Origin of the sequence: Citrobacter amalonaticus (assembly GCF_002918555.1) — a bacterium.
GTDB lineage: Bacteria > Pseudomonadota > Gammaproteobacteria > Enterobacterales > Enterobacteriaceae > Citrobacter_C > Citrobacter_C amalonaticus_A.
The window spans coordinates 255,241-272,997 of sequence record NZ_PQMB01000004.1 but is presented as its reverse complement, the minus strand read 5'-3'; the positions used below and the strand labels follow the sequence as shown (position 1 = coordinate 272,997).

Below are 17,757 nucleotides of genomic sequence, written 5' to 3'. Positions count from 1 at the left end.
TCGTATTCAACATGCGCGGTGTCATGCCGTGCCTTATCAAGAAGATTGAATTATGACGTTGTCTCCTTATTTGCAGGAGGTGGCCAAGCGCCGCACTTTTGCCATTATTTCTCACCCGGATGCCGGTAAAACGACGATTACTGAGAAAGTTCTGCTGTTCGGACAGGCGATTCAGACTGCCGGAACGGTAAAAGGCCGTGGCTCCAGCCAGCATGCGAAATCTGACTGGATGGAGATGGAAAAGCAGCGTGGTATCTCTATCACTACCTCGGTAATGCAGTTTCCGTATCACAACTGCCTGGTTAACCTGCTGGATACCCCAGGGCACGAAGACTTCTCGGAAGATACCTATCGTACCCTGACGGCGGTGGACTGCTGCCTGATGGTTATCGACGCCGCGAAGGGGGTAGAGGACCGGACCCGTAAGCTGATGGAAGTAACCCGTCTGCGCGACACGCCGATCCTGACCTTTATGAACAAACTTGACCGCGATATCCGCGATCCCATGGAACTGCTGGATGAGGTTGAGAACGAGCTGAAAATCGGCTGTGCGCCGATCACCTGGCCGATTGGCTGCGGCAAGCTCTTCAAGGGCGTCTATCACCTTTATAAAGATGAGACCTACCTGTATCAGACTGGTCTTGGTCATAAGATTCAGGAAGTACGCATTGTTAAAGGTCTGAATAACCCGGATCTCGACGCTGCGGTGGGCGAAGACCTGGCGCAGCAGCTGCGTGATGAACTGGAGCTGGTGCAGGGCGCATCGAACGAATTTGATAAAGAGCTGTTCCTGGCGGGGGAAATCACACCGGTCTTCTTTGGTACCGCGCTCGGTAACTTTGGCGTTGACCATATGCTCGACGGTCTGGTTGAGTGGGCGCCAGCGCCGATGCCGCGCAAAACCGATACCCGTACCGTGGAAGCGGCAGAAGAGAAGTTCACTGGTTTCGTCTTTAAGATTCAGGCGAACATGGATCCGAAACACCGCGACCGCGTGGCCTTTATGCGTGTCGTTTCTGGTAAGTACGAAAAAGGCATGAAAATGCGCCAGGTGCGTATTGGCAAAGATGTGGTGATCTCCGATGCGCTGACCTTTATGGCCGGAGACCGCTCGCACGTGGAAGAAGCGTATCCGGGCGATATTCTGGGTCTGCACAACCACGGCACCATTCAGATCGGCGATACCTTTACCCAGGGCGAAATGATGAAGTTCACTGGTATTCCGAACTTCGCGCCGGAGCTGTTCCGCCGCATTCGTCTGAAAGATCCGCTAAAGCAGAAACAGCTGCTGAAAGGGTTGGTCCAGCTCTCTGAGGAAGGCGCAGTCCAGGTGTTCCGTCCGATTGCCAACAACGATTTGATTGTTGGTGCGGTGGGTGTCCTGCAGTTCGACGTGGTGGTTGCTCGTCTGAAGAGTGAATACAACGTCGAAGCGATTTATGAATCCGTCAACGTGGCCACTGCCCGCTGGGTGGAATGCGCTGACGTGAAGAAATTCGAAGAGTTTAAGCGTAAGAATGAAGTTCAACTGGCGCTTGATGGCGGTGACAACCTCACTTATATCGCGCCAACCATGGTTAACCTCAACCTGACGCAAGAACGTTATCCTGACGTGCAGTTCCGCAAAACTCGCGAACACTAATCGTCCCTCCAGGGCGCAGCAACCGCTGCGCCCTGTCACTTTCCCTGCCTTTTTAGCCGCTTACGGAATGTTCTTAAATCCCTCATTTTTTCTTATGACCGCCTGTTTTTTGTTCGATTCGGCGAGCGATTTCAAAATTGTGATCTATATTTAACAAAGTGATGACATAAACACCGGCTTTAAATGCTGTTCAATGCGTGAATTTAAGCGGTTGTGGCTGGTGTTTATTGTTATCGCAATATTAATAACTGACTCAGGACGCTTTATGGCAATGTTTCTTCATAACCATTACTGAATGTGATGACTGCCATTGACTTCTGAGCTGGGAGATATTTTTCCCTATTCAGCAATGCAACCAGCGTGTTGCCTGAGCTCAAATTATGAGCAAATTATACAGGAACAAATCGATGACTATGACAAGACTGAAGATTTCTAAAACTCTGCTCGCCGTGATGTTGACCTCTGCTGTGGCTACTGGTTCTGCATTTGCAGAAAACACCACAACGGATAAAGCGCACTCCGGTGCTGAAACCGCAGGGCAGAAAGTCGATAGCTCTATGAATAAAGTCGGTAACTTCATGGATGACAGCACCATCACGGCGAAAGTAAAGGCCGCGCTGGTGGATAACGAAAATATTAAGAGCACCGATATCTCTGTTAAAACCGATCAAAAAGTTGTGACGCTGAGTGGTTTTGTCGAAAGCCAGGCTCAGGCCGAAGAAGCAGTGAAAGTAGCGAAAGGTATTGAGGGCGTCACCTCGGTAAGCGACAAACTCCATGTTCGCGACAATAAAGAAAGTTCTGTGAAAGGGTATGCCGGTGATACGGCGACAACCAGTGAAATCAAAGCGAAATTGCTGGCAGATGACATTGTCCCATCTCGTAAAGTGAAAGTTGAAACGACCGATGGCGTCGTTCAGCTCTCCGGTACCGTCGATTCTCAGGCGCAAATTGAACGCGCTGAAAGCATCGCCAAAGCTGTTGATGGCGTGAAAAGCGTCAAAAACGATCTGAAAGCTAAGTAATTCGTTGTAATTCGTCCTCCTGACATTTGTCGGGAGGCGGAATGTGCACCACACTAAAAATATCGCTAATGAGTTGCCTGAGCACTCATAGCAAGCGGTCGACATTAACTATGGTAAAGGAGAGGCTTATGTTTCGTTGGGGCATTATATTTCTGGTTATCGCGTTAATTGCCGCTGCTCTGGGATTTGGTGGACTGGCAGGTACCGCTGCATGGGCAGCAAAAATTGTCTTCGTTGTAGGGATTATCCTGTTCCTGGTAAGCCTGTTTACCGGTCGTAAACGACCCTGATACGTCATCTGTAAAGTAAAGTTGCAACTAAGCCAGTCCAGTGGACTGGCTTTTACTGTTTTAGCCGTCAGTAAATTGCGTTACTTTGTCCTCTAAAAAAATGAAAACAGGAAGGCAGAGGTGGGCCAACGAATACCCGTCACACTCGGTAATATTGCGCCGTTATCGCTGAGCAAATTCAAACCCGGTCGTATGGCGCTGGTGTGTGAGGGCGGAGGACAACGCGGGATCTTCACCGCCGGTGTGCTTGATGAATTTATGCGCGCGCAGTTCAACCCGTTTGAACTCTACTATGGCACCTCCGCAGGGGCGCAGAATCTTTCTGCCTACCTGTGCAACCAGCCAGGCTACGGCCGCAAAGTCATTATGCGCTATACCACCAGGCGTGAGTTTTTCGATCCGGTACGATTTGTGCGCGGCGGTAATCTTATCGATCTCGATTGGTTGACAGAATCGACAGCCGGGCAGATGCCGCTGGCAATGGACACCGCTGAGCGCCTGTTTCAGACGGGAAAATCTTTCTACATGTGCGCCTGCCGGGGGGATGATTATACGCCGGGCTATTTCTCACCCACGAAGCAAAACTGGCTCGATGTCATTCGCGCTTCCAGCGCAATTCCTGGGTTTTATCGTTCCGGCGTAGCGCTGGATGGCGTCAATTATCTGGATGGCGGCATCAGCGATGCTATTCCGGTTCGCGAGGCGGCAAGGCAGGGAGCGAAAACGTTGGTAGTGATCCGTACCGTTCCGTCACAAATGTACTACACCCCGCAATGGTTCAAGCGTATGGAACGCTGGCTGGGTGAAAGCAGCCTGCAACCGCTGGTTAATCTGGTGCAGCATCATGAAGCCAGCTATAGCGAAATTCAGCGGTTTATCGAAAAGCCGCCGGGCAAGCTGCGGATCTTTGAAATTTATCCGCCGAAGCCGTTGGTGAGCATGGCATTGGGCAGCCGCATTCCGGCGCTGCGTGAGGATTACAAAACCGGGCGTTTATGCGGTCGGTATTTCCTGGCGACCGTCGGCAAACTGTTGGCAGAAAAACCGCCACTTTCTCGCCATTTGCCGCAAATCGTGACCCCTGCACCGGTGGTGATCCCTCCGGCACCGGTGGCCAACGATGCGCATGTAACAACAGTGAATGACGCGCCCCAGGCGAACGACACCACTTTTGATAGTGAGGATTTGGCGTGAGCATTCGCTTTATCGACACACACTGTCATTTTGATTTTCCGCCGTTTACCGGGGACGAGGCTGACAGTCTCAGACGTGCGGCTGAGGCGGGCGTCGAAAAAATCATTATACCGGCGACAGAGGCGGCACATTTTGGGCGCGTGCTGGCACTGGCCGAACAATTTCCGCCTCTGTTTGCCGCGCTGGGGCTGCATCCAATAGTGATTGAACGCCATCAACGCGACAGTCTGGAGCGGCTGCAACAGGCATTGGAAAAGGGGGCGGGCAAAGTCGTGGCGGTCGGTGAGATAGGTCTCGATCTGTATCGGGATGATCCACAGTTTGAACGGCAGGAGTCGTTATTCGCGTTGCAGCTTAACCTGGCAAAACGCTACGATCTGCCGGTGATCCTCCACTCGCGGCGTACTCACGATAAGCTGGCGATGCATCTTAAGCGTCAGGATCTGCCGCGAACGGGGGTGGTGCATGGCTTCTCCGGTAGCTTGCAGCAAGCGGAGAGGTTTGTGCAGTTGGGGTATAAAATTGGTGTGGGCGGCACGATTACTTATCCGCGCGCCAGTAAAACGCGTGACGTGATGGCGCAACTGCCTCTGGAGGCGCTGCTGCTGGAAACCGACGCGCCGGATATGCCGCTGAATGGTTTTCAGGGGCAGCCGAACCGTCCGGAGCAGGCAGCCAGGGTGTTTTCGGTGTTATGTGAGCTGCGTCCGGAACCGGCTGACGTGATAGCCGAAGCGCTGTACCGCAATACGATGGCATTGTTCAATCTGCACACCTCATCCTTCACGTTGCCGCGTTGTTAGCGGTCCTGATACATCTGGAATTATTTTGTGTATTCAGCCGCTAAAGATACAGCGCCGGGAAGATCAGTTTATCCACGCCACGTTCCCGTAATGCTTCTGCCAGCTGCTCCACATCCTTCGGCGTGGCGCTCGGCCATTCACGGGCTTCACCGTAAACACCATGAGCATGGAAGGCATTTAGGCGTACCGGTACGTCGTCAAGTTGCCTGATAAATGCCGCCAGCGGAGCGATATGCTGCAAATAATCAACCTGACCGGGGATCACCAGCAGACGTAGTTCCGCCAGTTTTCCCTGTTCTGCCAGTAGAGTAATGCTGCGCTTGATCGGCGCATTATCCCGCCCGGTGAGCCGCCTGTGACACGCGCTGTCCCAGGCTTTGAGATCCAGCATCACGCCGTCGCAAAGCGGCAGCAGTTTTTCCCAGCCGGTTTCGCTGAGCAGACCGTTGCTGTCCACCAGGCAGCTTAACGATTGCAGCTGTGGGTTGGCCTTAATGGCAGTGAACAGCGCGACAATAAACGGCAACTGTGTTGTCGCCTCGCCGCCGCTGACGGTAATACCTTCAATAAATAGCGATGCTTTGCGGATATGACACAGCACATCGTCGACGCTCATGGTTTGCGCCATCGGCGTTGCATGATGCGGACACATCTGCAGGCAGGTGTCGCACTGCTCGCAGATATCTGCCCGCCACACAACGTTGCCCGCACTGAGGCTCAGCGCCTGATGCGGGCACTGTGGAACACACTCCCCGCAATCGTTGCAACGTCCCATTGTCCAGGGGTTGTGGCAATTTTTACAGCGAAGGTTGCATCCCTGCAAAAACAGAGCCAGGCGACTGCCTGGCCCGTCCACGCAGGAGAAGGGAATAATTTTACTTACCGAAGCGCATCTGCTGTTCATGGCTAATCACGCGGGCCTGCCGTTCCAGAATATGGGTATTACGCGCGGCTTCTTCCCCAAGCCAGGTGGTATTAGTGCGGGATCCTTCAGCGCGATACTTTTCCAGATCGGACAGGCGCACCATATAACCCGTGACGCGCACCAGATCGTTGCCACTGACGTTGGCGGTGAACTCGCGCATTCCCGCCCTGAAGGCACCGAGGCAGAGCTGTACCAACGCCTGTGGGTTACGTTTGATCGTCTCATCCAGCGTCAGAATATCGCTGATCCCGGAATGGTAATACGCATGGTGCGGCGCGACGGTTTGCAGATGGGTGATCGGATCCGGTTCATCGCCGTACGGTAAACGTGCGCCAGGCGTGATACCGATATCAGAGCTGATGCCGGACTGAGCATGCAGCATCGCGCGCTGTTTCCAGCCATATTTTACCGGTGTATTTTCGACAAATTCGGCAAGCCGGGCGCTGATGCGATAACCCAGATCGTTGGCCGTTTCCTCTTTCCCGTAACGGGCATTCATCCCCGTCTTTTCGCACAGCAGGTTTACCGCTTCCGCCAGGCCGTACATACCAAACATCGGCACAAAACGTTGCGGATCGATCAACCCTTCCTGTACCAGGAAGCTATTCTCAAAGAATTGTGATTTTTCATAGAGGAATTCACATCGCGCATTGATGATGGCGATCTGCTGCTGGCAATAGTGCGGCAGGGTCCGGCTAAAGAAGTCATCGACAGACTCGCTGCGCTCTGCGATGGCTTTCAGATTAAGCCGTACCAGCGTACTGCCGCCGCCGGCAAGCGGCAGAGAGTTGTAACAACTGACGACGCCATAGTGACCTTTTGTGAAAATTTTATCATTAACCGGGCCATTGGAAATGTGCGGTTTGCTGCATTCACAGATATTTTTAGCAACCTCCAGCAGCAGATCGTCCGGTGTGATATCGGGATCATAGATAAACGTCAGGTTAGGTGCTACCTGCTTTAGCTCAGCATCGGCGCGCAAAATGGCGCGGGTAATGGGGGTGTCCGCTGGGCCAATATTGGCATGCATAAAAGCATCTGGCAGCGTTCTGTCAAGATAACGCCAGAAACGTTTTATTCGGATATCGATCGCTTCTTGTGTTAGAATTCTAACATATGGTTGCAGCAGCGTATCAAGCTGGCCGAGATAAACCGGCATCGAGGTAACGGACGGAACATGGTGGTACAGGATGGTCAGTAAGGACAAGGCATCATCAAGATCCTGTGCGCCTTCCAGCTCCAGCCAGGCCGAACCGTTTGCCAGGAAACACGCGTAATCAGGGAGAACGTAGCGCGGTTTGAACGGCGCGTGACCTTCGAACATATCGCAGATAACACCGTCATCCAGCGCGCGGCGGGCTTCGGCAGGCAGCTGCGGATAAGGCAGGTTGTTCTCGGCCTCCAGTGCCAGAAAATGGCGTTTCTGCTCAGGGCTGAGTACCGGGCTGGTCACAATTTGCTGGCAACGTTGTTGCAGCGCTGTTTCGCTTGAAGTAGGCATCTGCGTTTCCTTTTTATGCCGAAGATGAGGCGTCATTGTAGAAAGTTGCCGCAGTGGCACCTTTGATCCTGATCCGCTTGCGAACAGAAGAATAGCGGGGCGAAGGTTAATTGTTTGAAGTTGATCTCATTACAGTAATGCAAATTTGTACGAAGTTTTCATTAACTGTGATGTATATCGAAGTGTAATGGCGAGCGAATGTTAGAATACTAACAGACTCGCAAGGTGAAATTTTATACGGCAACGCCGTTGGAGATTGAAATGACTGATTTAAAAGCAAGCAGCCTGCGTGCACTGAAACTGATGGATCTGACGACTCTGAACGACGACGACACCAATGAAAAAGTGATCGCGTTGTGCCATCAGGCGAAAACCCCGGTTGGTAACACCGCCGCAATCTGCATTTATCCGCGTTTTATCCCGATTGCGCGTAAGACTCTGCAAGCGCAGGGAACCCCGGATATCCGCATTGCAACCGTGACTAACTTCCCGCACGGTAATGATGACATCGATATCGCGCTGGCGGAAACCCGCGCGGCGATTGCTTACGGAGCGGACGAAGTTGACGTGGTATTCCCGTACCGCGCGCTGATTGCCGGTAACGAACAGGTTGGTTTTGATTTAGTGAAAGCCTGTAAAGACGCATGCGCCGCGGCAAACGTCCTGCTTAAAGTGATCATCGAAACCGGTGAGCTGAAAGAAGAAGCGCTTATTCGTAAAGCCTCTGAAATTTCCATTAAAGCCGGTGCGGATTTCATTAAAACCTCTACCGGCAAAGTTCCGGTGAACGCGACCCCGGAAAGCGCCCGTATCATGATGGAAGTGATCCGCGATATGGGTGTGGAAAAGACCGTCGGTTTTAAACCGGCTGGTGGCGTACGTACCGCAGAAGATGCACAGCAGTTCCTCGCCATTGCGGATGGGCTGTTTGGCGCTGACTGGGCGGACTCCCGTCATTATCGCTTTGGCGCATCCAGCCTGCTGGCAAGCCTGTTGAAGGCTCTGGGCCACGGCGACGGTAAGAGCGCAAGCAGCTACTAATTACTCGTCATACTTCAAGCTGCAGGTGCGCTGGCGGCACTCTCACCCCAGTCACTTACTTGTGTAAGCTCCTGGGGGCGTTCCCTTGCCGCCTTCCTGCAACTCGAATTATCTGGAGTAATATTTTTCGCGGCGGGTTAACCGCCGCATTTAACCTTGATCTCAGGGGGTTACCGTGTTTCTCGCACAAGAAATTATTCGTAAAAAACGTGATGGTCATGCGTTGAGCGACGAAGAGATTCGTTTCTTTATCAATGGTATTCGTGATAACACGATCTCCGAAGGGCAGATTGCCGCCCTGGCGATGACCATTTTCTTCCACGATATGACGATGCCGGAACGCGTTTCGTTGACCATGGCGATGCGGGATTCAGGTACCGTTCTGGACTGGAAGAGTCTGAATCTGAACGGCCCGATTGTGGATAAGCACTCCACCGGCGGGGTGGGCGACGTTACGTCGCTGATGCTTGGCCCCATGGTGGCAGCATGCGGCGGCTACGTGCCGATGATCTCCGGTCGCGGCCTCGGTCATACCGGCGGTACGCTCGACAAACTGGAAGCGATTCCGGGGTTTGACATCTTCCCGGACGACAACCGCTTCCGCGAAATTATTAAAGACGTGGGTGTGGCGATTATTGGGCAGACCAGCTCGCTCGCACCGGCGGACAAACGTTTTTACGCGACCCGCGACATTACCGCGACTGTGGACTCCATTCCGCTGATTACCGGCTCTATTCTGGCGAAAAAACTGGCGGAAGGGCTGGATGCGCTGGTGATGGACGTGAAGGTAGGCAGTGGCGCCTTTATGCCCACCTATGAGCTATCTGAAGCCCTGGCCGAAGCGATTGTCGGCGTGGCAAACGGCGCAGGCGTTCGCACGACCGCCCTGCTGACCGACATGAACCAGGTGCTGGCTTCCAGTGCGGGCAACGCCGTAGAAGTGCGCGAAGCCGTGCAGTTCCTGACTGGCGAGTACCGCAATCCACGTCTGTTTGACGTCACCATGGCACTGTGCGTTGAGATGCTGATCTCCGGTCAGCTTGCTAAAGATGATGCTGAGGCGCGCGCGAAACTGCAAGCGGTGCTGGATAACGGTAAAGCAGCGGAAATCTTTGGTCGCATGGTTGCAGCGCAGAAAGGGCCGACCGATTTCGTGGAAAATTACGCGAACTATCTGCCGACGGCGATGCTCAGCAAGGCCGTATATGCCGATACCGAAGGGTTCGTCAGCGCGATGGACACCCGTGCGCTGGGCATGGCGGTGGTCTCGATGGGGGGCGGTCGTCGCCAGGCATCGGACACCATTGATTACAGCGTCGGCTTTACCGATATGGCGCGTCTGGGCGACAGCGTTGACGGGCAGCGTCCGCTGGCAGTGATCCACGCCAAAGACGAGGCCAGCTGGCAGGAAGCGGCGAAAGCCGTCAAAGCGGCAATGATCCTTGACGATAAGGCGCCAGAAAGCACACCAACGGTCTATCGTCGTATTACCGAATAGTTATATACTGATCTGATCGATTTTTTATGAAGCACTAAGTACGGAGAAGATATGAAACGTGCATTTATTATGGTGCTGGACTCATTCGGCATCGGCGCGACTGAAGACGCGGATCGTTTTGGCGATGTAGGCTCTGACACCATGGGCCATATCGCAGAAGCCTGTGCGAAAGGTGAAGCGGACAATGGTCGTAAAGGCCCTCTGAATTTGCCGAACCTGACCCGACTGGGCCTTGTGAAAGCGCATGAAGGTTCTACCGGTAAAATTGCGGCGGGTATGGATGGCAATGCGGAAGTGATTGGTGCGTATGCGTGGGCACACGAACTCTCTTCCGGTAAAGATACGCCGTCAGGTCACTGGGAAATCGCGGGTGTTCCGGTTCTGTTTGACTGGGGCTACTTCAGCGACCATGAAAACAGCTTCCCGCAGGAGCTGCTGGATAAGCTGGTGAAACGCGCCAACCTGCCGGGTTACCTCGGTAACTGCCACTCTTCCGGTACCGTCATTCTGGATCAGCTTGGCGAAGAGCATATGAAAACCGGCAAACCGATTTTCTATACCTCCGCTGACTCTGTGTTCCAGATTGCCTGCCATGAAGAGACTTTTGGCCTCGATAAGCTTTACGAGCTGTGTGAAATTGCCCGTGAAGAGCTGACCGAAGGCGGCTATAACATTGGTCGTGTTATCGCGCGTCCGTTTATCGGCGATAAAGCCGGTAACTTCCAGCGTACCGGTAACCGTCATGACCTCGCCGTTGAACCACCGGCCCCGACCGTTCTGCAAAAGCTGGTGGACGAGAAACATGGCCAGGTGGTTTCCGTTGGTAAGATTGCGGATATCTACGCCAACTGCGGCATCACCAAAAAAGTGAAAGCTACCGGTCTGGATGCGCTGTTCGATGCCACCATTAAAGAGATGCAAGAAGCGGGTGATGAGACGATTGTCTTCACCAACTTCGTGGACTTCGACTCCTCCTGGGGCCACCGTCGCGATATCGCCGGTTATGCTGCGGGTCTGGAACTGTTCGACCGACGTCTACCGGAGCTGATGGAACGGGTGGGTGAAGATGACATCCTGATCCTCACTGCTGACCACGGCTGCGATCCAAGCTGGACCGGTACCGACCACACCCGCGAACACATTCCGGTGCTGATTTACGGCCCGAAAGTGAAACCCGGTTCGTTGGGTCACCGTGAAACCTTCGCGGATATCGGCCAGACGCTGGCTACTTACTTCGGCACATCGCCAATGGAATACGGCAAAAACATGCTGTGATACCCGTCGTCTTTCGCGCTCCAGGGACGCTGGCTTCATTCGCTGATCCCGGTCACATCGTTAATCTGTGTGACCGGGGACTCCCGAATTCGCCGCCTTCCCACAACGCGAAATCCATAGGGTATTTTCACTATTTGATAAGGAACTGAATATGGCTACCCCACATATTAACGCTGAACTGGGTGATTTCGCTGATGTTGTGCTGATGCCGGGCGATCCGCTGCGTGCAAAGCACATTGCTGAGACTTTCCTCGAAGATGTCCGTGAGGTTAATAACGTTCGCGGCATGTTAGGCTTCACCGGTACCTACAAAGGTCGTAAGATCTCCGTAATGGGTCATGGGATGGGTATCCCGTCCTGCTCCATTTACACCAAAGAACTGATCACTGATTTCGGCGTGAAGAAAATCATTCGCGTTGGCTCCTGCGGCGCAGTGCGTATGGACGTGAAGCTGCGTGATGTCGTGATTGGCATGGGTGCCTGCACCGACTCCAAAGTTAACCGTATCCGTTTTAAAGATCATGACTTTGCTGCTATCGCTGATTTCGGCATGGTGCGTAACGCGGTTGACGCGGCGAAAGCGCTGGGCGTTGACGCGCGCGTGGGCAACCTGTTCTCTGCGGATCTGTTCTACTCTCCGGACGGCGAAATGTTCGACGTGATGGAAAAATACGGCATTCTGGGCGTGGAAATGGAAGCGGCGGGTATCTACGGCGTGGCGGCTGAGTTTGGTGCGAAAGCGCTGACTATCTGCACCGTGTCCGACCATATTCGTACGCACGAGCAGACCACTGCCGCCGAGCGCCAGACCACCTTCAACGACATGATCAAAATCGCGCTGGAATCTGTTCTGCTGGGCGATAAAGAGTAAGTTGTTTTGTGCCGGGTGGCAGTGATGCCTTACCCGGCCTGAGGATCCTCAGGCCCGCCGGACATCGCCAGCGGGCTTTTTATTAGCGTATCGCGCCGGCAATCCATGCAGAAACTTCCCGCAGCTCTTTTTCCTGTTCCGGGAAATCGGCCAGCAGCGCCTCGCACTCCTGCTGCAACCGATCTGCGCGATACAGGCACCCTTGCAAACGACCCGCCAGTGCTTCCAGCGGTGCGGGATTGAGGCTGTCGGTAAAGACCTGTGTACGGGTGATATGACCTTTTTCCACGTCGAAATGCAGCTCAACGCCGCCCCAGGTGAAACGCTCGTCCAGAAGATGCGAGAAAGCAGGCGCCTGACCGAAATTCCACTCCCAGCTGCTTTGACGGGCAAAGGTTTCGGCGAAGTTCGGCAGATCTGGCGTTTTATCCGGTGAGATCACTTCGGCTTCGACGCGCTCGCCGTAGTGGGCAAAGAAGGCTTCCGTCACCGCATGACAGACCTGTTCATGGGTAATGCCCGGCAACAGTTCTGTCAGGTTTGCCACCCGCGAACGTACTGAGGTAATTCCCTTCGCGGCGAGTTTCTTTTTATCCGGGTTCAGATAGTTTGCCAGGCGGCTGAGATCGGCATTGAGCAACAGCGTGCCGTGATGGAATCCGCGATCTTTAGTTTCGCGGTAGGCTGAACCGGAAACTTTCCGATCGCCTTTATCGGTCTTCACCACCAGGTCGTTACGTCCGGACGCATCCGCCGTGACACCCAGCGAATTCAGGGCGTTGAGCACGATAGATGTTGAGATGGTTTTATCGTATTCCGGTTTCCCCGCCATAAAGGTAAAGCAGGTGTTGCCGAGATCGTGAAACACCGCGCCACCGCCGCTGCTGCGGCGCGCAAGGCGGACGTTATCCTCTTCCATGCGCCGGGTATTACACTCTTTCCATGGGTTTTGCGCACGTCCAATGACTACCGTGTCGGCATTGCGCCACAGAAACAGAACGCGCTGGGTGGCGGGCATCTGGCGAAAAATACACTCCTCAACCGCCAGGTTAAACCAGGGATCATAAGAGTCAGAGATAAGCAGGCGAAGTGTCGACATAGCGGTTTTCCTTTCCTGTAGTAAATTAGTCTTTTTTTTCGCTCTCTTCCTCTTCCGGCACCGGTTTGCTGGCGGTCAGCAGGAAGGGTGATTGTTGCCAGCGGGTACGTTTCCCCTGTAGCAGGGTACGGGTTAGCACCACGCCAATGGCTAAAGCCAAAAGCAACATCAGGCGAAGAATATTGGTGGTATTATCAACCTGCCTGGCCTCGGTCGCTAAGGTATGGGTATCGAGCGTCAGGCGCAGATAACCCAGCGGACCGTTTTTCCCCTGGATGGGTTCCACAATCTGCTGGTTGAAGTAGCTGCCCGCTTTTTTACCATCCAGCGCCAGGCGGTCGCGGACATTGACGCTCTCACCCGCGCGGGCAATCAGATCGCCCTGTTCGTCGTAAACACCGGCATCCAGAATACGGCTACTTTCCGTCAATTGGGTGATGACCCCTTTGATACGCTTTTCATCGGGTGTTTCGGTATGCATTAGCGGCGCGATGTTCAGCGTCACCTGGTGCGCCAGCGTGCGTGCCAGTTCTTCAAGCTGCGGGTTGCGCTGTCGTTGATGGTTCTGACTAAACCAGGAGGCGCCCTGCATCAGTGCGACAAGCAGTGCCAGACAGAACAATACAATTACTGCACGATGAAGCCGGAATTTGAGTTTTGCGCGAGCCATATTCCACCTGCTGAAAATTTGAGGCTTAATGTTGCCAGAAGCGCTGGTTACAGGGTAGCCTCATGCGTTATTTTCCCTGGATGATTCCCGGCCCGAACGATTTTACAGGAGCTTTAATGCCTAACATTACCTGGTGCGACCTGCCTGAAGATGTCTCTTTATGGCCCGGTTTGCCCCTTTCATTAAGTGGTGACGAGGTGATGCCTCTGGATTACCACGCTGGTCGTAGCGGCTGGCTACTGTATGGTCGTGGGCTGGATAAACAGCGCCTGACGCAGTACCAGAGCAAACTGGGGGCAGCAATGGTGATTGTGGCGGCCTGGTGTGTTGAGGACTATCAGGTGATTCGCCTGGCAGGCTCCCTGACGCCGCGGGCAACTAAACTGGCCCATGATGCGCAGCTGGATGTTGCGCCGCTGGGAAAAATTCCGCATCTGCGCACCCCAGGTCTGCTGGTGATGGATATGGACTCCACGGCGATTCAGATTGAGTGTATTGATGAAATCGCCAAACTGGCTGGTACCGGTGAAAGGGTAGCGGAAGTGACTGAGCGCGCGATGCGCGGCGAACTCGATTTTACCGCCAGCCTGCGCAGCCGCGTGGCGACGCTGAAGGGCGCAGATGCCAGTATCCTGCATCAGGTTCGCGACAATCTGCCGCTGATGCCGGGGCTGACGCAGCTGGTGCTGAAGCTGGAAACGCTCGGCTGGAAGGTGGCGATTGCCTCCGGCGGCTTCACTTTCTTTGCGGAGTATCTGCGTGACAAGCTGCGTCTGACCACGGCGGTGGCCAATGAACTGGAGATCATGGACGGTAAGTTTACCGGCAACGTCATTGGCGACATCGTTGACGCCCGCTATAAGGCGAACACGTTAACCCGGCTGGCGCAGGAGTATGAAATCCCGATGACGCAAACCGTGGCGATTGGCGATGGCGCCAACGACCTGCCGATGATCAAGACGGCGGGACTGGGCATTGCTTATCATGCGAAACCAAAAGTGAATGAAAAGACGGAGATTACTATCCGTCACGCTGACCTGATGGGGGTGTTCTGCATCCTCTCCGGCAGCATGAATCAGAAATAAAGAGGTAAACCGTGGCAAAAGCTCCAAAACGCGCCTTTGTTTGTAATGAATGCGGGGCCGATTATCCACGCTGGCAGGGGCAATGTAGCGCCTGTCATGCCTGGAACACCATCACCGAGGTGCGCCTTGCCGCATCGCCGACGGTGGCGCGTAACGAGCGGCTCAGTGGCTATGCGGGAAGTTCTGGCGTCGCAAAGGTGCAGAAACTGTCTGACATCAGTCTTGAGGAACTGCCGCGTTTTTCCACCGGCTTTAAAGAGTTTGACCGCGTGCTGGGCGGCGGCGTCGTGCCCGGCAGCGCCATCCTGATCGGCGGTAATCCCGGTGCGGGGAAATCAACGCTGCTGCTACAGACGCTCTGTATGCTCGCCGGGCAGATGAAAACCCTGTACGTCACCGGGGAAGAGTCGTTGCAGCAGGTCGCGATGCGCGCACACCGGCTCGGTCTGCCGACGGGGAATCTGAATATGCTGTCAGAAACCAGCATCGAACAGATCTGCCTGATTGCGGAAGAAGAGCAGCCGAAATTAATGGTGATCGATTCTATTCAGGTGATGCACATGGCGGATGTCCAGTCTTCACCGGGGAGCGTGGCGCAGGTGCGTGAAACGGCGGCTTATCTGACACGCTTTGCCAAAACGCGCGGGGTGGCCATCGTGATGGTCGGTCACGTCACCAAAGACGGCTCGCTGGCGGGACCAAAGGTGCTTGAACACTGTATCGACTGTTCGGTCATGCTTGATGGCGATGCCGATTCCCGATTCCGTACCCTGCGTAGCCATAAAAACCGTTTCGGTGCCGTGAACGAGCTGGGCGTCTTTGCAATGACCGAGCAGGGACTGCGTGAAGTGAGCAACCCTTCGGCTATCTTTTTAAGCCGCGGCGATGAGATGACTCCCGGCAGCTCGGTGATGGTGGTCTGGGAAGGTACCCGCCCACTGTTGGTTGAGATTCAGGCGTTAGTCGATCACTCAATGATGGCAAACCCGCGTCGTGTTGCCGTGGGGCTGGAACAGAACCGTCTGGCGATTCTGCTAGCGGTATTGCACCGGCACGGTGGTCTGCAGATGGCCGATCAGGACGTATTCGTCAACGTGGTCGGCGGCGTTAAGGTCACCGAAACCAGTGCGGATCTCGCGCTGCTGCTGGCGATGGTCTCCAGCCTGCGCGACAGGCCGCTACCGCAGGATCTGGTTGTGTTTGGTGAGGTGGGGCTGGCGGGAGAGATCCGTCCGGTGCCCAGCGGGCAGGAGCGTATTTCTGAGGCGGCCAAACACGGCTTCCGTCGGGCGATAGTGCCAGCCGCCAACGTGCCGAAAAAGCCGCCAGAAGGAATGCAGGTTTTTGGTGTTAAAAAGCTCGCGGATGCGTTAAGCGTCTTTGACGACTTATAATTAAATACCCGTCGTCTTTCTGGCGGCAGGTGTGTTGGCTGCGTTCGTTCGCCCGAATCACTGAGTTTACTCAGCTCATCGGGATTCACGCGCTTGCCGCCTTCCTGCCATCAGCAATCCATAGGGTATTTTCTTCAGTGGGTAGGCCTGATTAGCGAAGCGCCATCAGGTAAGAAACCGCGCTTTATTCGCAGGAGAATCTTGTGTCAGCATTTGACTATCTTAAAACCGCTATTCGCCAGAAAGGCTGTACCCTGCAACAGGTGGCGGATGCCAGCGGCATGACCAAGGGGTATCTGAGCCAGCTTCTGAACGCCAAAATTAAAAGCCCCAGCGCGCAAAAGCTGGAGGCGCTGCACCGCTTTCTGGGGCTGGAATTCCCTCGTCAGCAGAAAAACGTGGGCGTTGTGTTTGGTAAGTTTTATCCGCTACATACAGGGCATATCTACCTGATTCAGCGCGCCTGTAGCCAGGTGGATGAACTGCACATCATTATGGGGTACGACGATACACGTGACCGCGCTTTGTTTGACGACAGCGCCATGTCCCAGCAGCCGACCGTCCCGGATCGTCTGCGCTGGTTACTGCAGACCTTTAAATACCAGAAAAACATCCGTATTCATGCCTTCAATGAAGAAGGGATGGAGCCGTATCCGCACGGCTGGGACGTGTGGAGTAACGGTATCAAAGCGTTTATGGAAGAGAAGGGAATTCAGCCTGACTGGATCTACACCTCGGAAGAAACCGATGCTCCGCAGTTCCTCGAACATCTCGGTATTGAAACGGTGCTGGTCGATCCAAAGCGGACCTTTATGAACATCAGCGGGGCGCAGATCCGTGAAAACCCGTTCCGCTATTGGGAGTATATCCCGACGGAGGTGAAGCCCTTCTTTGTGCGTACCGTGGCGATCCTCGGCGGTGAGTCGAGTGGAAAATCGACGCTGGTAAATAAGCTCGCCAATATCTTCAATACCACCAGCGCGTGGGAATATGGGCGCGACTATGTCTTTTCGCATCTGGGCGGCGATGAGATGGCGTTACAGTATTCCGACTACGACAAGATCGCGCTGGGTCATGCGCAGTACATTGATTTTGCCGTGAAATATGCCAATAAAGTGGCATTTATTGATACCGACTTCGTGACGACTCAGGCCTTTTGCAAAAAGTATGAAGGGCGGGAACATCCGTTTGTTCAGGCGCTGATCGATGAGTATCGTTTTGATCTGGTGATCCTGCTGGAAAATAATACGCCATGGATCGCCGACGGCCTGCGGAGTCTGGGAAGCTCGGTCGATCGTAAAGAGTTCCAGACCCTGCTGGTGGAGATGCTCAAAGAGAACAATATCGAATTCGTCCATGTAGAGGAAGACAACTACGATGGCCGCTTCCTGCGCTGTGTGGAGCTGGTGAAAGAGATGATGGGCGAGCAGGGATGAGCCGCGCC

The 17,757-nt window shown here is 54.2% G+C and carries 16 protein-coding genes; 12 read left to right on the top strand and 4 right to left on the bottom strand.

The annotated features are described in order from the left end of the window. Positions 1-52: 52 nt before the first annotated feature. From prfC to C3432_RS18990, 5 genes are all read left to right on the top strand, one after another. Positions 53-1,642 carry a peptide chain release factor 3 gene (prfC, locus tag C3432_RS19010; RefSeq protein ID WP_103778116.1) on the top strand — a complete coding sequence of 530 codons (1,590 nt, stop codon included), beginning with the start codon at positions 53-55 and terminating at the stop codon, positions 1,640-1,642. Positions 1,643-2,049: 407 nt separating this feature from the next. Further along, the gene (gene osmY / locus C3432_RS19005) at positions 2,050-2,667 is read left to right on the top strand and encodes a molecular chaperone OsmY (protein ID WP_103778115.1); all 618 of its coding nucleotides are present in this window, start codon (positions 2,050-2,052) and stop codon (positions 2,665-2,667) included. Positions 2,668-2,795: 128 nt separating this feature from the next. Further along, positions 2,796-2,957, top strand: coding sequence for a DUF1328 domain-containing protein (locus C3432_RS19000; protein ID WP_071883711.1), 162 nt, complete (start codon positions 2,796-2,798; stop codon positions 2,955-2,957). A gap of 120 nt (positions 2,958-3,077) precedes the next feature. Continuing rightward, positions 3,078-4,151 carry a patatin-like phospholipase family protein gene (locus C3432_RS18995; RefSeq protein ID WP_103778114.1) on the top strand — a complete coding sequence of 358 codons (1,074 nt, stop codon included), beginning with the start codon at positions 3,078-3,080 and terminating at the stop codon, positions 4,149-4,151. Then, positions 4,148-4,954, top strand: a complete 807-nt coding sequence (locus C3432_RS18990) for a metal-dependent hydrolase (RefSeq protein WP_103778113.1) — start codon at positions 4,148-4,150, stop codon at positions 4,952-4,954. The genes C3432_RS18995 and C3432_RS18990 overlap by 4 nt, the downstream gene beginning before the upstream one ends. 40 nt (positions 4,955-4,994) lie before the next feature. Here the strand turns inward: C3432_RS18990 and C3432_RS18985 are convergent, their stop codons facing one another. Both C3432_RS18985 and C3432_RS18980 read right to left on the bottom strand, forming a co-directional pair. Continuing rightward, on the bottom strand, positions 4,995-5,858 hold the full coding sequence (locus C3432_RS18985; protein WP_103778112.1) for a YjjW family glycine radical enzyme activase: 864 nt from the start codon (positions 5,856-5,858) through the stop codon (positions 4,995-4,997). After that, complete coding sequence (locus tag C3432_RS18980; RefSeq protein WP_103778111.1) at positions 5,830-7,380, bottom strand: YjjI family glycine radical enzyme; 1,551 nt, start codon at positions 7,378-7,380, stop codon at positions 5,830-5,832. Before C3432_RS18980 ends, C3432_RS18985 begins: the two co-directional genes overlap by 29 nt. Before the next feature lie 261 nt (positions 7,381-7,641). Between C3432_RS18980 and deoC the strand changes: the two genes are divergently transcribed. From deoC to deoD, 4 genes are all read left to right on the top strand, one after another. Continuing rightward, entirely contained in the window at positions 7,642-8,421 is a 780-nt protein-coding gene (deoC, locus tag C3432_RS18975) for a deoxyribose-phosphate aldolase (RefSeq protein WP_103778282.1), read from the top strand. A gap of 175 nt (positions 8,422-8,596) precedes the next feature. Beyond that, a complete protein-coding gene (gene deoA / locus C3432_RS18970) occupies positions 8,597-9,919 on the top strand; it encodes a thymidine phosphorylase (protein WP_103778110.1) in 1,323 nt (440 codons plus the stop codon). Between the two features lie 51 nt (positions 9,920-9,970). Continuing rightward, positions 9,971-11,194, top strand: a complete 1,224-nt coding sequence (gene deoB, locus C3432_RS18965) for a phosphopentomutase (RefSeq protein WP_103778109.1) — start codon at positions 9,971-9,973, stop codon at positions 11,192-11,194. 151 nt (positions 11,195-11,345) lie between these two features. Then, positions 11,346-12,065 carry a purine-nucleoside phosphorylase gene (deoD, locus tag C3432_RS18960; protein WP_103778108.1) on the top strand — a complete coding sequence of 240 codons (720 nt, stop codon included), beginning with the start codon at positions 11,346-11,348 and terminating at the stop codon, positions 12,063-12,065. Positions 12,066-12,147: 82 nt separating this feature from the next. On the opposite strand, the gene lplA is transcribed toward deoD, so the two are convergent. Together lplA and C3432_RS18950 are read right to left on the bottom strand one after the other, a co-directional pair. Beyond that, positions 12,148-13,164: a lipoate--protein ligase LplA gene (gene lplA / locus C3432_RS18955; protein WP_103778107.1), complete on the bottom strand. Its 1,017-nt coding sequence runs from the start codon at positions 13,162-13,164 to the stop codon at positions 12,148-12,150. A 25-nt stretch (positions 13,165-13,189) separates the two neighbouring features. Further along, entirely contained in the window at positions 13,190-13,834 is a 645-nt protein-coding gene (locus C3432_RS18950; protein ID WP_103778106.1) for a YtjB family periplasmic protein, read from the bottom strand. A gap of 116 nt (positions 13,835-13,950) precedes the next feature. Here C3432_RS18950 and serB point away from each other — a divergent pair, with 116 nt between their 5' ends. From serB to nadR, 3 genes are all read left to right on the top strand, one after another. Beyond that, positions 13,951-14,919, top strand: coding sequence for a phosphoserine phosphatase (serB, locus tag C3432_RS18940; RefSeq protein ID WP_103778104.1), 969 nt, complete (start codon positions 13,951-13,953; stop codon positions 14,917-14,919). An 11-nt stretch (positions 14,920-14,930) separates the two neighbouring features. Next, positions 14,931-16,313, top strand: a complete 1,383-nt coding sequence (gene radA, locus C3432_RS18935) for a DNA repair protein RadA (RefSeq protein ID WP_103778103.1) — start codon at positions 14,931-14,933, stop codon at positions 16,311-16,313. A 203-nt stretch (positions 16,314-16,516) separates the two neighbouring features. After that, the gene (nadR, locus tag C3432_RS18930) at positions 16,517-17,749 is read left to right on the top strand and encodes a multifunctional transcriptional regulator/nicotinamide-nucleotide adenylyltransferase/ribosylnicotinamide kinase NadR (protein ID WP_103778102.1); all 1,233 of its coding nucleotides are present in this window, start codon (positions 16,517-16,519) and stop codon (positions 17,747-17,749) included. The last annotated feature ends 8 nt before the right edge of the window (positions 17,750-17,757 follow it).